The sequence below is a fragment of the Streptomyces sp. NPDC017520 genome, assembly GCF_044329855.1.
GTDB lineage: Bacteria > Actinomycetota > Actinomycetes > Streptomycetales > Streptomycetaceae > Streptomyces.
This window is the reverse complement of sequence record NZ_JBIRKB010000006.1, coordinates 104,555-117,797: the sequence shown is the minus strand read 5'-3', so window position 1 is coordinate 117,797 and position 13,243 is coordinate 104,555. Positions and strand designations below refer to the sequence as shown.

General features: G+C 72.9%; 9 protein-coding genes and 1 riboswitch. Of the genes, 3 read left to right on the top strand and 6 right to left on the bottom strand.

Going from position 1 to position 13,243, the window contains the following annotated elements:
* Nucleotides 1-15: 15 nt before the first annotated feature.
* Complete coding sequence (locus ACH4KB_RS16310) at nt 16-1,137, bottom strand: cobalt-precorrin-5B (C(1))-methyltransferase (protein ID WP_398066612.1); 1,122 nt, start codon at nt 1,135-1,137, stop codon at nt 16-18.
* A 17-nt stretch (nt 1,138-1,154) separates the two neighbouring features.
* Here ACH4KB_RS16310 and ACH4KB_RS16305 point away from each other — a divergent pair, with 17 nt between their 5' ends.
* Nucleotides 1,155-1,934: a cobalt-precorrin-6A reductase gene (locus ACH4KB_RS16305; protein WP_398066611.1), complete on the top strand. Its 780-nt coding sequence runs from the start codon at nt 1,155-1,157 to the stop codon at nt 1,932-1,934.
* On the opposite strand, the gene ACH4KB_RS16300 is transcribed toward ACH4KB_RS16305, so the two are convergent.
* Genes ACH4KB_RS16300 through ACH4KB_RS16290 form a run of 3 tightly spaced genes read right to left on the bottom strand, consistent with a single transcriptional unit; the run spans nt 1,919 to nt 5,464 of the window.
* Nucleotides 1,919-3,439 (bottom strand): precorrin-2 C(20)-methyltransferase, encoded by a 1,521-nt coding sequence (locus ACH4KB_RS16300; protein ID WP_398066885.1) that lies wholly within the window; start codon nt 3,437-3,439, stop codon nt 1,919-1,921. The genes ACH4KB_RS16305 and ACH4KB_RS16300 overlap by 16 nt on opposite strands.
* A gap of 23 nt (nt 3,440-3,462) precedes the next feature.
* Nucleotides 3,463-4,089, bottom strand: a complete 627-nt coding sequence (locus ACH4KB_RS16295) for a precorrin-8X methylmutase (protein ID WP_398066610.1) — start codon at nt 4,087-4,089, stop codon at nt 3,463-3,465.
* Between the two features lie 49 nt (nt 4,090-4,138).
* The gene (locus ACH4KB_RS16290; RefSeq protein ID WP_398066609.1) at nt 4,139-5,464 is read right to left on the bottom strand and encodes a cobalamin biosynthesis protein CobG; all 1,326 of its coding nucleotides are present in this window, start codon (nt 5,462-5,464) and stop codon (nt 4,139-4,141) included.
* A gap of 262 nt (nt 5,465-5,726) precedes the next feature.
* Nucleotides 5,727-5,806, top strand: a riboswitch (cobalamin riboswitch).
* Between the two features lie 117 nt (nt 5,807-5,923).
* Here ACH4KB_RS16290 and cobN point away from each other — a divergent pair.
* Both cobN and ACH4KB_RS16280 read left to right on the top strand, forming a co-directional pair.
* On the top strand, nt 5,924-9,529 hold the full coding sequence (cobN, locus tag ACH4KB_RS16285) for a cobaltochelatase subunit CobN (protein ID WP_398066608.1): 3,606 nt from the start codon (nt 5,924-5,926) through the stop codon (nt 9,527-9,529).
* Nucleotides 9,530-9,592: 63 nt separating this feature from the next.
* Nucleotides 9,593-10,765 (top strand): hypothetical protein, encoded by a 1,173-nt coding sequence (locus ACH4KB_RS16280; RefSeq protein ID WP_398066607.1) that lies wholly within the window; start codon nt 9,593-9,595, stop codon nt 10,763-10,765.
* An 80-nt stretch (nt 10,766-10,845) separates the two neighbouring features.
* Here the strand turns inward: ACH4KB_RS16280 and ACH4KB_RS16275 are convergent, their stop codons facing one another.
* Both ACH4KB_RS16275 and ACH4KB_RS16270 read right to left on the bottom strand, forming a co-directional pair.
* Nucleotides 10,846-11,886, bottom strand: a complete 1,041-nt coding sequence (locus ACH4KB_RS16275; protein WP_398066606.1) for a ParA family protein — start codon at nt 11,884-11,886, stop codon at nt 10,846-10,848.
* Nucleotides 11,883-13,082 (bottom strand): ATP-binding protein, encoded by a 1,200-nt coding sequence (locus ACH4KB_RS16270; protein WP_398066605.1) that lies wholly within the window; start codon nt 13,080-13,082, stop codon nt 11,883-11,885. The genes ACH4KB_RS16275 and ACH4KB_RS16270 overlap by 4 nt, the downstream gene beginning before the upstream one ends.
* Nucleotides 13,083-13,243 lie beyond the last annotated feature (161 nt).

The following is a 13,243-nucleotide window of genomic DNA, read 5'->3' as shown; positions in this document are numbered from 1 at the left end:
CGTTGTTTCGCCGCCCTATCCCCGCCCCACGACCACCCCCGCCCGGTCGATGCAGATCACGTCCACCTCCACCGGTGCGCCCCGCAGGACGGACAGCGCCTCGTCGCGGGCTCGGGCGGCGACCAGGTCGCCGAGGGGGACGCCCGCCGCTTCGCAGAGGCGCAGGGCCTCCAGGCCCGTGTTGGCGGTGGCGATCCGGGAAGCCAGCTCCTCGTTCGCGCCGCCCGTCCGGGCCAGCTCGGCCAGGAAGGGCTTGTCGACCTGGGAGCGGGCCGAGTGGAGGTCCAGGTGGCCCGCCGCGAGTTTGGAGAGCTTGGCGAAGCCGCCGCAGATCGTGAGGCGGGGGACCGGGTGGCGGCGTACGTATTTCAGGACCGCGCCCGCGAAGTCGCCCATGTCCAGCAGGGCGATGTCCGGCAGGCCGTACTCCGACACCACCGTCCTCTCCGATGTCGAGCCCGTGCAGCCCGCCACATGGGCCAGGCCCGCCGCCCTCGCCACGTCCACGCCCCGGCGGATCGAGTCGATCCACGCCGAGCAGGAGTAGGGGACGACCACCCCCGTGGTGCCCAGGATCGACAAGCCACCCAGGATGCCGAGCCGGCCGTTCCACGTCGAACGGGCGATCTCCTCGCCGTGGTCCACCGAGACCGTGATCTCCACGTCCCCCGTCCCGCCGTGCTCCGCCGCCACCCGCTCCACGTGCTCGCGCATCAGCCGGCGCGGGACCGGGTTCACCGCGGGCTCACCGACATCGAGGGGCAGCCCGGGGAGGGTGACCGTGCCCACGCCCGGGCCCGCCCGGAACACCACGCCGGAACCGGGCGGCAGTCTCCGTACGGTCGACCGGACCAGTGCCCCGTGCGTCACGTCCGGGTCGTCGCCCGCGTCCTTCACCACTCCGGCCGTCGCCACCGCCTCGACCGGCCCGGCCGTCAGCTCCTCCACCGCCAGCGCGAACGCCGGTGTCTGCCCCTTCGGCAGGGTGATGGTCACCGGGTCCGGGAAGTCGCCGGTCAGCAGCGCCGTGTACGCGGCCGTCGTCGCCGCCGTCGCACAGGCCCCGGTCGTCCAGCCGGGGCGCAGGCCGGTGTGCTTGAGTTGGGCACTGCGACCGCCCCGCGCCTCAGCGTTCATGAGAAGAGTCCGTTCCGATGCCTGTGCTGCCTGTGCGTGCTGTGCATGTTCTTGTTCTGGGGGGTACGACCGAGGCCCGCCGGCTGGCCGAGAACCTCGCCGCCCATGCACCGGAGGTGCGGGTCACCACCTCGCTCGCCGGGCGGGTCTCCGCTCCCCGGCTGCCGCCGGGTGCCGTGCGCGTCGGTGGGTTCGGGGGGCCCGAGGGGCTCGCCGCCTGGGTGCGTGAGCACGGTGTGGATGCGATTGTCGATGCCACCCACCCCTTCGCCGCGACCATGAGCCGGAACGCGGCCGAGGCCGCCGCACAGGCCCATGTTCCTCTCCTCGCCCTCCGCCGGCCCGGCTGGGTCGCCCAGGACGGCGACCGCTGGCACACCGCCGGATCGCTCGCCGAGGCCGCCGGGTTGCTGCCCGCACTCGGCGAGCGGGTCTTCCTCACCACCGGGCGGATGGGGCTCGCCGCCTTCGCGGGAGCGGGACTCGACGCGCTGTGGTTCCTCGTGCGGTCCGTCGACGCTCCCGAGCCGCCCTGTCCCGCCCGGATGGAGGTCCTGCTCGACCGGGGGCCGTTCGACCTCCGAGGGGAGCGGGAGCTGCTCCGCCGCCATCGGATCGATGTGCTCGTCACCAAGGACAGCGGCGGGGACGCCACCGCGCCCAAGCTCACCGCCGCCCGCGAAGCCGGGATTCCCGTCGTCGTGGTCCGGCGGCCACCGGTACCGGAAGGGGTGCCGGTGGCCCGTACGCCCGACGAGGCCGTGGAATGGGTGCGCCGGCTCTACGCCTCCGGGTAGCGGCGCGGTGTCCAGACGATGCCCTGATCCGAGCCGGAACCACCTCTTCGTACCCAGCGCGTCTGCGAAGAGCCCACGATCAGCAGCGTCCGCATGTCCACCTCCGCCGGGTCCAGATCCGCCAGCCGCACCGTCCGTACGCTCTCCGCCGGGCCGCCCACATCGCGCGCCAGCACCACCGGGGTGTCCGGCGAGCGGTGCTCCAGGAGCAGGTCGCGGGCCTTGCCGACCTGCCACGTACGGGACGTGGAGCCCGGGTTGTACAGGGCCAGCACCAGGTCCGCCGAGGCCGCCGCGCGCAGGCGCTCCGCGATGACCTCCCACGGCTTGAGCCGGTCCGAGAGGGAGATCGTGGCGTAGTCGTGGCCCAGCGGCGCACCCGCGCGGGCCGCCGCCGCGTTCGCCGCGGTGACGCCGGGGAGGACCCGTACGGGGATGTCCGCGTACGGCTCCTGCGAGGCCACCTCCAGCACCGCCGTCGCCATCGCGAAGACCCCGGGGTCGCCGCCCGAGACCACCGCGACCCGGTGACCCCGCCGCGCCAGGTCGAGGGCGAACTCGGCGCGCTCCGACTCCACCTTGTTGTCCGAGCCGTGCCGCGCCTGGCCCGGACGGACCGGCACCCGGTCCAGGTAGGTCGTGTAGCCGACCACGGCGTCGGCGGCGGCGAGTGCTCCGCGGGTCTCCGGCGTCAGCCACAGCGGGCCCGCCGGTCCTGTGCCCACCACCACGACCTCACCCGAGCCGCCCTGCCCGGACGGGCGCGGCGCGTCGACGCGGCTCGGCAGGACCGCCACCGAGAAGTACGGGACGGACGCCGGGTCGATGTCCGCCAGATCGCCCGTGCGCTCCCCGGCCATCGTCGCCCGCTCCACGTACCGGGCCTCCGCCAGCCTCCCCGACGCCTCGAACGCCCCGCGCACCGCCGGGAACGTACGTCCCAGCTTCATCACCACGGCCGTGTCCGTGGCGGCGAGACGGGCCGTCAGCTCCTCCTCCGGAAGGGTGCCGGGGAGGATCGTGAGGATCTCCTCGCCCTCGACCAGGGGGGTGCCGAGGCGGGCCGCCGCCGCGCTGACGGACGTGACGCCCGGGATGACCTCGGTGGTGTAGCGGTCGGCCAGGCGCTTGTGCATGTGCATGTACGAGCCGTAGAACATCGGGTCGCCCTCGGCGAGCACCGCGACGGTCAGGCCCGCGTCCAGGTGCGCCGCGAGGCGGGCCGCGGCCTTCTCGTAGAACTCCTCCAGCGCGCCCCGGTAGCCGCCCGGGTGGTCCGTGGTCTCCGTCGTGACGGGGTAGACCAGGGCCTCTTCGATGTGGTCGGGCCGCAGGTGCGCCGCCGCGATGGACCGGGCGATCGAGCGGCCGTGCCGGGCGCTGTGGTACGCGACGACGTCGGCCTCGCCGATGGCCTGGACGGCCCGCAGCGTCATCAGGTTCGGGTCGCCGGGGCCGAGCCCGACACCGTAGAGCCTGCCGCCGCCACCGCTGTTCTCGGTCACTGGAGAAGTCACTGGAGAGTTCACTACTCCTCCTCGCTCGCGATGGCGTTGAGCGCCGCGGCCGCTATCGCGCTGCCGCCGCGCCGGCCCCGGATGATCAGGTGCTCCAGGCCCGACGGATGCTCGGCCAGCGCCTCCTTGGACTCCATCGCGCCGACGAAGCCGACCGGGACGCCGATGACGGCGGCCGGGCGCGGGGCGCCCTCCTCGATCATCTCCAGCAGGCGGAACAGGGCGGTCGGGGCGTTGCCGATCGCGACCACCGCGCCCTCCATCCGGTCCCGCCACAGCTCCAGGGCCGCCGCGCTCCGCGTGGTCCCCATCTTCGCGGCCAGCTCCGGCACGGACGGGTCGGACAGCGTGCACACCACGTCGTTGCCGGCCGGCAGCCGCTTGCGGGTGACCCCGCTGGCCACCATCGCCACGTCACAGAGGATCGGAGCGCCGGACCGCAGGGCCGCGCGGGCGTCGGCCACGGCGTTCGGCGAGAAGGCGAGGTCAGTCACGAGGTCGACCATGCCGCAGGCGTGGATCATCCGGACGGCGACCTGGCTGACGTCGGCGGGCAGCCCGGCCAGATCCGCCTCCGCGCGGATGGTGGCGAAGGACTGGCGGTAGATCGCCGGTCCGTCCTTCTCGTACTGGTGCACAGTGCTGTCGCTTTCTTCTGCCGGTAGGGGGAGGATGGAGGGAGCGTGATCAGGCGCGGGCCGCGGCCACCGTCGCCGCGAGTGCCGCCGGGGCGTTCCGGACCGTCGCCGGGGGGTCCCGGCGTTCGCCCCGTACGTGTGAGATCCGGTGCCCGTCGGGCGTGACGACCACGTCGATCCACTCCCCGTGGGGGTGGCCGCAGCGGCGTTCGCACCCGGACCAGTACACAGGGAGCCGCCCGACCGGTCCGACAGCGGCCCCCGCTTCGGCCCGCACGTCGGACAGCGACTTCGCGCAGCCGGGGTGGCCGATGCAGGCGCCGACGCCGGTCCACGGGGAGTCAGGCGCGGTGATCAGCCCTGCCGCGTCCAGCGTGCGGAGTGCCTCAGCCGCCTCGTCGTGCGCGAAGGGGCCGGGGATGACGATCCCGCGCCACGGGGTGAGCCGCAGCTCGTTCCCGTACCGACGGGCCGTATCGGTGAGCAGCCGCCACTGGGTGGCCGACAGTTGGCCCAGGGGTACGCCGATGCTGATCGCGGTCGCGGTCGCGGTCGTGGTCGCGTTCGCGGTCGTGGTGCCGCCGTTGTCGTACGGTCCAGTGACCGGGCCCGGTTCCGGAGCCTTCGCCGTACGCGGGCGGGGGCGGTGGACGGCCGGGCCCGCCGCCGGCCCGATGGCTCGGACCACTTCGGCCCGTACGTCGTCGGGCAGGTCCTTCACGCGCCACGCGCCGGAGTCCCGGGCGGCGCGGAGGAACGCCTCGGCGGCCAGGAGCGCGGCGCGCGGGCCCTCCTCGGCCGGTACCCGGAACACCTCGTCCTCGGCCCCGACCCTCAGGAGGCAGTCGCCGCCCTCCGCGATCAGCGTCACGTCCGCGCCCAGCGCGTCCACGTCACCGCGCCCGTCGTCCAGGGCGAAGAGGAAGCGGCCGGAGAGCGATGCGGCGGCGGCCGATCCGCACACCAGGCCGTCCAGCTCGGACAACCAGCCGCTGACCGAGGGCGATCCGTCGAGTCCGGCGAGCGGTGAGGCCACGATGTTGCGGGCCCGCTCGTGCGCGGCGGACGGCAGCAGCCCGGCGGCGCCGAGCAGTTCGGCGGGCCCGCCGCCGCACTCCGCGTCGAGGCCGCGCAGCTGTACGTTGCCCCGCGAGGTGAGATGCAGCTCACCGTCGCCGAACCGGCCGGCCACCGCGAGCAGCGCGTCCGCCCGGTCCGCGCTCAGCACCCCGCCGGGGATGCGTACGCGGGCCAGCGCCCCGTCGTCGGCCCGGTGCAGCCGCAGCGTCCCCGGGCAGGCGTCACCGCCGTCGCGGGGGGATGTGTCGCCCGTGGAAAGGGGCGAGGGGGCGGAATCGGGCATGGCGGCGAGCATACCGACCGTGCAGATCCGATCGGTGGGCTCGCTCCTGTGACCTGCGGGACAGCCGAACGCCGCGAACCGACTCGTACCTCGGGACAGCCGAACGCGGGGGACATGGCTCCGGTGACCCGCGGTACAGGGGTGCGTCCGGCACGGAGCCGCACCCGCGAACAGTGATCACCACCGCACCCCCGCCCCCTGCCCCTGTCCCGCTCCGCCGCTTAGGATGCAGGCGGTGGTCCGTTCAGGCCGCCATCGCCAGACGGCGACAGGGGAGGAAGCCCGGTGAGATTCCGGCGCGGTCCCGCCACTGTGAGCACGGCCGCCACCACCGGCCGGGCGAGTCAGGAACTCCCTTCCCCGAACGCCAGGTTTCCGAACCGGGCGCAGCGCCCGGCTCCCGAGCCGGACGTGGGGAAACCCTCCGACACCGCCCGGGGCGTGGACACCCCGAGGAAGGCCTGACGCAGCATGATCCTGCTCCTGTCGACGTCCGACACCGACCTCCTGAGCGCCCGCGCTTCCGAGGGACCCGTCAGCTACCGGTACGCCAACCCCTCCCGCGTCTCCCTCGACGGACTGCCGGACCTGCTGGACGGTGTCGACCTCGTCGTCGTACGCCTCCTCGGCGGCGTACGGGCCTGGCAGGAAGGGCTCGACGCGGTGCTGGCCACCGGCCGCCCCGTCGTCGTGCTGACCGGTGAACAGGCCCCCGACGCCCAGTTGATGGCCGCCTCCACCGTGCCGATCGGCATCGCCGCCGAGGCGCACGCCTACCTCGCGCACGGCGGGCCCGCCAACCTGGAGCAGCTGGCCCGGTTCCTCTCCGACACCGTGCTGCTGACCGGCCACGGCTTCGAGCCGCCCGCCCCGGCCCCCGCGTGGGGGCCGCTGGAACGGGAGGCCCGTGAGGTGGCCGAGGGCGCGCCGACGGTCGCCGTCCTCTACTACCGCGCCCACCACATGAGCGGGAACACCGCGTTCGTCGACGCGCTGTGCACCGCCGTGGAGGACGCCGGGGCCCGGCCGCTCCCGCTGTACGTCGCGTCCCTCCGTACGCCGGAGACCGAGCTGATCGACGCGCTCCGCGCCGCCGACGCCATCGTGACCACCGTCCTCGCGGCGGGCGGCACCAAGCCCGCCGAGGCGTCGGCCGGCGGCGACGACGAGTCGTGGGACGCGGGCGCGCTCACCGGGCTCGACGTGCCGATCCTCCAGGCGCTCTGCCTGACCAGCCCGCGCAGCGCCTGGGAGGAGAACGACGAGGGCGTCTCCCCGCTGGACGCGGCCACCCAGATCGCGGTGCCGGAGTTCGACGGCCGGCTGATCACCGTCCCCTTCTCCTTCAAGGAGATCGACGAGGACGGGCTCCCGGCGTACGTCGCCGACGCCGAGCGCGCCGCCCGGGTCGCCGGGATCGCCGTACGGCACGCGAAGCTGCGGAACATCCCGAACGCGGAGAAGCGCATCGCGCTCGTGCTCTCCGCCTACCCGACCAAGCACTCCCGGATCGGTAACGCGGTCGGGCTCGACACGCCCGCCAGTGCCGTCGCACTGCTGCGGCGGCTGCGCGCCGAGGGGTACGACTTCGGCCCGGAGGCCGACATCCCGGGGCTGGTCTCCGGCGACGGCGACGAGCTGATCTACGCGCTGATCGAGGCGGGCGGCCACGACCAGGAGTGGCTGACCGACGAGCAGTTGGCCAAGAACCCGGTCCGTATCCCGGCCGCCGACTACCGCCGCTGGTTCGCCACCCTCCCCGAGGAGCTGCGCCTTGCCGTGGAGCGGCACTGGGGCCCGGCCCCCGGCGAGATGTTCGTCGACCGGTCCGCCAACCCGGAGGGCGACATCGTCCTCGCGGCCCTGCGGCGCGGCAACCTCCTCATCCTCATCCAGCCGCCGCGCGGCTTCGGCGAGAACCCGATCGCGATCTACCACGACCCCGATCTGCCGCCCTCGCACCACTACCTGGCCGCCTACCGCTGGATCGCCGCCTCCGCCGACGACAACGGCTTCGGCGCGGACGCCATGATCCACCTCGGCAAGCACGGGAACCTGGAGTGGCTGCCCGGCAAGAACGCGGGTCTCTCGGCCGCCTGCGGTCCCGACGCCGCCCTCGGCGACCTGCCGCTGATCTACCCGTTCCTGGTCAACGACCCGGGCGAGGGCACGCAGGCCAAGCGCCGCGTCCACGCCACGCTGATCGACCACCTGGTGCCGCCGATGGCCCGCGCCGACAGCTACGGCGACATCGCCCGCCTGGAGCAACTCCTCGACGAGCACGCCCAGATCGCCGCGATGGACCCGGCGAAGCTGCCCGCGATCCGCGCGCAGATCTGGACGCTGATCCAGGCCGCGAAGCTCGACCACGATCTCGGCCTGGAGGACCGGCCGGAGGACGAGGGCTTCGACGACTTCATCATGCATCTCGACGGCTGGCTCTGCGAGATCAAGGACGTCCAGATCCGGGACGGGCTCCATGTGCTGGGCAACCCGCCCGCCGGGAACGACCGGGTCAACCTGGTCCTCGCCGTGCTCCGCGCCCGCCAGATCTGGGGCGGCACGGCCTCGCTGCCGGGGCTGCGCGAGGCGCTCGGCCTCGACGAGTCGGCCGCCACCCGCACGGACGCGGACGCGATCGAGGAGCAGGCCCGCGCGCTGGTCCAGGCGATGGACGACGCCGGCTGGGACCCGGCCGCCGTGGCGTCCGTCGCCGCCGGGCTGCCGGACGCGGTGGCCGACATCCTCACCTTCGCGGCCACCGAGGTCGTCCCGCGCATGGCGGCCACGACCGACGAACTCACCCACGCCGTCCACGCGTTGAACGGCGGCTTCGTGCCGGCCGGCCCGTCCGGCTCCCCGTTGCGGGGGCTCGTCAACGTGCTGCCGACGGGCCGCAACTTCTACTCGGTAGACCCGAAGGCCGTCCCCTCCAAGCTCGCCTGGGAGACCGGCCAGGCCCTGGCCGACTCCCTCCTGACCCGCTACCGCACCGACAACGGCGACTGGCCCACCTCGGTCGGCCTCTCCCTCTGGGGCACCAGCGCGATGCGCACGGCGGGCGACGACATCGCCGAGGCGTTCGCGCTGCTCGGTATCCGCCCCGTCTGGGACGACGCCTCCCGCCGCGTGACCGGCCTGGAGCCCATCCCGTACGAGGAGTTGGGCCGCCCCCGGATCGACGTGACGCTGCGCATCTCGGGCTTCTTCCGCGACGCGTTCCCGCACACGGTCGGGCTGCTCGACGACGCCGTACGGCTGGCCGCCTCGCTGGACGAGCCCGCCGAGCAGAACTACGTACGGGCGCACACCCAGGCCGACCTGGCCGAGCACGGCGACGAACGGCGGGCCACCACCCGGATCTTCGGCTCCCGCCCCGGCACCTACGGCGCGGGCCTCCTCCAGCTCATCGACTCCCGCGACTGGCGCACCGACGCCGACCTCGCCGAGGTCTACACGGTCTGGGGCGGCTACGCCTACGGCCGTGAGCTGGACGGCCGCCCGGCCCGCGAGGAGATGGAGAGCGCCTACCGGCGCATCGAGGTCGCCGCGAAGAACACCGACACCCGCGAGCACGACATCGCGGACTCCGACGACTACTTCCAGTACCACGGCGGCATGGTGGCCACCGTGCGCGCCCTCAAGGGCACGGCACCGGCCGCCTACATCGGGGACTCCACCCGCCCCGAGACCGTCCGCACGCGGACGCTCGTCGAGGAGACGTCCCGCGTCTTCCGCGCCCGGGTCGTCAACCCCAAGTGGATCGAGGCGATGCGCCGCCACGGCTACAAGGGCGCGTTCGAGCTGGCGGCCACCGTCGACTACCTCTTCGGGTACGACGCCACGACCGGCGTCGTCGCCGACTGGATGTACGACAAGCTCACCGAGACGTACGTCCTGGACCCGGAGAACCGGCAGTTCCTCCAGGAGGCCAACCCCTGGGCCCTGCACGGCATCGCGGAACGCCTCCTGGAGGCCGAGTCGCGCGGCATGTGGGCCAAGCCCGACCCGGCGGTGCTGGACGCGCTGCGCCAGGTGTACCTGGAGACGGAGGGGAACCTGGAGGGCGAGGACTGACCTCGTCGTATTTTATCCGCCGCCCCCTGCCCCGGATCGCCCCCGACCGGCACAATCACGGTCATGGGGAAAACGGGGCAGGGGCAGGTCGTGCAGGACTCGGCTGAGGTCAACGGGCCTGCCGTGCAAGGGCGTTCGGTCTTACGGGGAATTCTCGCCGGGCTGCGTCTGACGGTCACCTCGGTAGCGGCCGGAGCGGCGGTCGCGGCCCTCGTGGTCGGCGTGATCCTGGAGCGGGTCCCGGTCTTCCTCTCCGGCGGCGGAGTCCTGGTCCTCCTCCTCCTGATCGGCTTCGTCTCCGGGCGCCGGACCCCGGGGCCCGCCGAGCCGCCGGTCACCCGGACCGCCCTCGCCCGGATCGAGGACCTGAGGGCGACGAGCGGCGAATCGGCCGACGTACCGGTGGACTTCCGGCTCACCGTGGCGCCGGAGCCGGAGGACGGCCGGCCGGCGTACCGCGTGAACACCACCCAGCACATCAACCTGGTCGACATCCCTGTCTACCGGCCGCGCTCCACCGCCGTCGTGGAGTACCGCCCGGACGAGCCCTGGGAGGTGCGGATCGTCACCCGCCCGACCCCGGAGTGGAGCCGCCGGGCGAAGGAGGCGGAGATCGACTCCGCGCCCGAGTCCACACTGGTGGAGAACCCGGGGCTGAGCGAGGGCCCCTGGTGCATGCTCGTGCTCTTCACCTTCCTGGCGGGTGCGGCGTTGGTGGTGCTCCTCTTCCGGGGCGAGCTGTTCACGTCCGACGACGACACGGGGCCCTCGTCGAAGCAGCCCTCCGTCACGTCGTCCGCCTCCTCCTCCCGGACGTTCACCTCGTCCACCACCGTCTCCGGGCCCGCCTCCTCGCTGCTGGTCCTCGGGCGGATGCGGGAGACGGCCACGGAGCTGGAGGCCCGCGTGGGGACCTCGGAGGTCACCGCGATCACCATCGAGGAACGCCACATGAGGCTCCGCGGCGACGCCGCCCGCCCGGCCGCCGAGACGATGCACGTCCAGATGCTCCCGTACGAACTGTTCCCCACGCTGGTCCACGAGGCCCGCACGACCCTGGGCGTACGCGAACCGAAGAGCTGGCGCATCGACGTGACGCCCGGCGCCGGCCCGGGAGAGGGCCCCCGGGTCAGGGTCACGGTGACCGGCGAGGAAGGCACCGCCCACCTGGACGCGGACGCGACGGCCCGGGTCGTGGACCGGCGGCCGGTGGGGGAGGCGGGGAAAGCGGGCTGACGCGGGGAGGCCCGGCAGGGAGCACCGTGGTCACGGCGACGAGTCCTCGACGGCGCTGAAGAACCGCGGCCCTGGCCTCGCTACCGGTCGGCCACGCGGTCCAGAACGTTCTCGGCCAGCCCTTTGAACTCCCTGTAGCAGGTCTGCACGTACTTCTGGGTGCTGCCGAGCGCGCCGTCCGCGGCCTTGAGTTCGAACATCGGCTTGCGTGCGTCGTGAGCGAGGGGCATCAGGCTGCGGTAGTTGCGCAGTGTGGCGATGTGATGGGGGGCCTCCCCGGACGAAGGGTTCTTCGCGTCGTCCAGCACTGCGGAGGAATAGACGAGAGGAATGCGCCCGAGCCAGCGCTCGTAGGCTTTCACCGGGCGGTCAAGACGCATCTCCGGCTGCATGATCACGTATCCCAGCGGTGTCATCTCCGCCGGGGGCGCCGAGATCCCCGCCGGCACCTGGGGCAGGACGACCTGACGCCAGTTGTGCCGCCATTCCCGGAGGGCCGGCCCCAGGTTGCTGAGTCCCTTGAGGGAGAACAGATCAGCGGCGAGCGGCATCAGCACGCTGTCGGCGGCGATCAACGCGGCGCGGTTGATGGCACCGAGGTTGGGGCCGACGTCGATGAGCACGATATCGGCCTCGACGGACGCGGCGGCGTGTTCGATCATGCGGTGGAACGCGGTGGTGGTGCGGATCGCGGCGATGTCCCCGGCGAACGACTTGAACCACTCGTTCGAGAGCTTGTCCTCGAACCGGCTGAGGTCGAGGCTTCCGGGAAGCAGCCACAGTCCGGGCTTCAGCAGGACCGGCTCCACCAGGGCCACGTCGCCCGTGCCCTCCAGGATGGGCCGTACCGCGTCGGCGACGGTCCGGCCCTCACGGATACGTCCCGTGCCGTTGAGCTTCGCCGGTACGAGGCCTTGGGCGATCAGTTCCGAGGGGTTGGACCACAGGTCCTCGATCTCGCTCTCGTCCAGGCACACGGACGTCAGGTTGGCCTGCGGATCGAGGTCCACGGCCAGGACGTTCCGGCCGAGGCGGCCCATCATGTGCGCCAGGTGATAGGCGAGGGTGGTCTTGCCGACGCCGCCCTTGTTGTTGAACAGCGCGATCGAAGTCGCGGTCATACGACCCTCCTGAGGGTCACGGCCCAGGACGAGTCGTCCACCTGGAACTCGGCGGGCGGGTTTCCGTTGCGCTCCAGGGCCGCCCGCACCCTGCCGATGCCCCGGCCGAAGCGGTTGACGTAACCGAGTCCCTTCAGGGCGGCTGCGAGCGACGGGTTGCGGTAGTCCGTCACCAGATCGAAGTTGTCGTCCCGTACCTGGCCGAACGGCCCGCCCGGATTGGTCACCTCGATGCGGTCGTCGAACCAGACGATGCGGGTCGGGGCGTAGGAGGTTTCGTAGTTCCGGTGCATCAGGGCGTTCATGCAGATCTCCCGCAGGGCTTCCAGCGGGTAGTCCGGTTGCGGGGTCTCCCGAAAGCCGTCTCCGACGATCCGGGTCCTCAGATTGCTGCGCAGGAGAGGCTCCAGCCGGGCAGCCGTCCCGATCAGGTTCTGCCGCAGCTCCTGCTCGTCGGCGACGGGCGCGTCGAGGTCGACCCCTTCGTACCGCACGAACTGGACGTAAGCCCCCGGGATGCTGCTGGACGGGTCGAGCCCGACGGTCAGCAGGCCGAGTGCGGTGGGGGTGCCGTCCGGCGTGGCGAGATGACAAGAGGCCAGCTGGACATCGAGCGGGCGGCCGTTCTCCTCGATCACCTCGGGGTCGACCATGGAAGGCAGATAAGAACGCTGGAACAGGTCGAGGTCCAGATCCTCGCGCGTCGCGCGGACCACCGGCCGGACGTCGAACGGCCCGTCCCCCGACCGGCGGCGCTCGGACAGCACGCGTTCGTCCTCCCGCCCGGCCCGTCGGGTGGTGGGTCCCGGCCGGACCCAGACCACGCCGTCGCACCGCACGGGCGGCGCGGCCGAGGCTTCCACGCGCAGACGCACGACCGGCTTGCCCTTGTAGCGGGCAACGTGAACAGTGAGCGAGGGCCGGTCGAGAATGCGGCCGTCGTCCCGGAGGTCCGTCAGGGCCAGCAGCGCGCGATCGCTCGTGTCGACACCGTCCACCGGCTCTCCGGCGTCGTCCACGCCCACAAGGATGTCCCCGCCCCCATGGCCACAGAGGTCGTTGGCCATGGCACACACGGCCATGGCGATGGCGTCACCGCGCTTGCCCTCCCGCTTCGCCGTGCGCTTGAACTCCAGCGTCGTGCTCTCGCGGGTGCCCAGGACCTCGGCCAGATCATCGTTGCTCACGTTGCGCATCCTCTCAGTTCCCGGCGGGCCGGGCAGCGGGAGCGCGGGCGCCCGCCGGGAGGCCCCGGACCGGCCCGACGATCAGGCCGCCGGACGCTTCGGCGCGTACGGGAGGCCGGCCCGTGTGCGGGCACCGACACCCGGCGGGTGGGCGGGTCCGAAGCCCCGGA

Coding starts and splice junctions, on each gene's coding strand:
- ACH4KB_RS16310 (WP_398066612.1), bottom strand. CDS start 1,137: ATGAACGCTGAGGCGCGGGGCGGTCGCAGTGCCCAACTCAAGCACACC.
- ACH4KB_RS16305 (WP_398066611.1), top strand. CDS start 1,155: ATGCCTGTGCTGCCTGTGCGTGCTGTGCATGTTCTTGTTCTGGGGGGT.
- ACH4KB_RS16290 (WP_398066609.1), bottom strand. CDS start 5,464: ATGCTCGCCGCCATGCCCGATTCCGCCCCCTCGCCCCTTTCCACGGGC.
- cobN (WP_398066608.1), top strand. CDS start 5,924: ATGATCCTGCTCCTGTCGACGTCCGACACCGACCTCCTGAGCGCCCGC.
- ACH4KB_RS16280 (WP_398066607.1), top strand. CDS start 9,593: ATGGGGAAAACGGGGCAGGGGCAGGTCGTGCAGGACTCGGCTGAGGTC.
- ACH4KB_RS16275 (WP_398066606.1), bottom strand. CDS start 11,886: ATGACCGCGACTTCGATCGCGCTGTTCAACAACAAGGGCGGCGTCGGC.
- ACH4KB_RS16270 (WP_398066605.1), bottom strand. CDS start 13,082: ATGCGCAACGTGAGCAACGATGATCTGGCCGAGGTCCTGGGCACCCGC.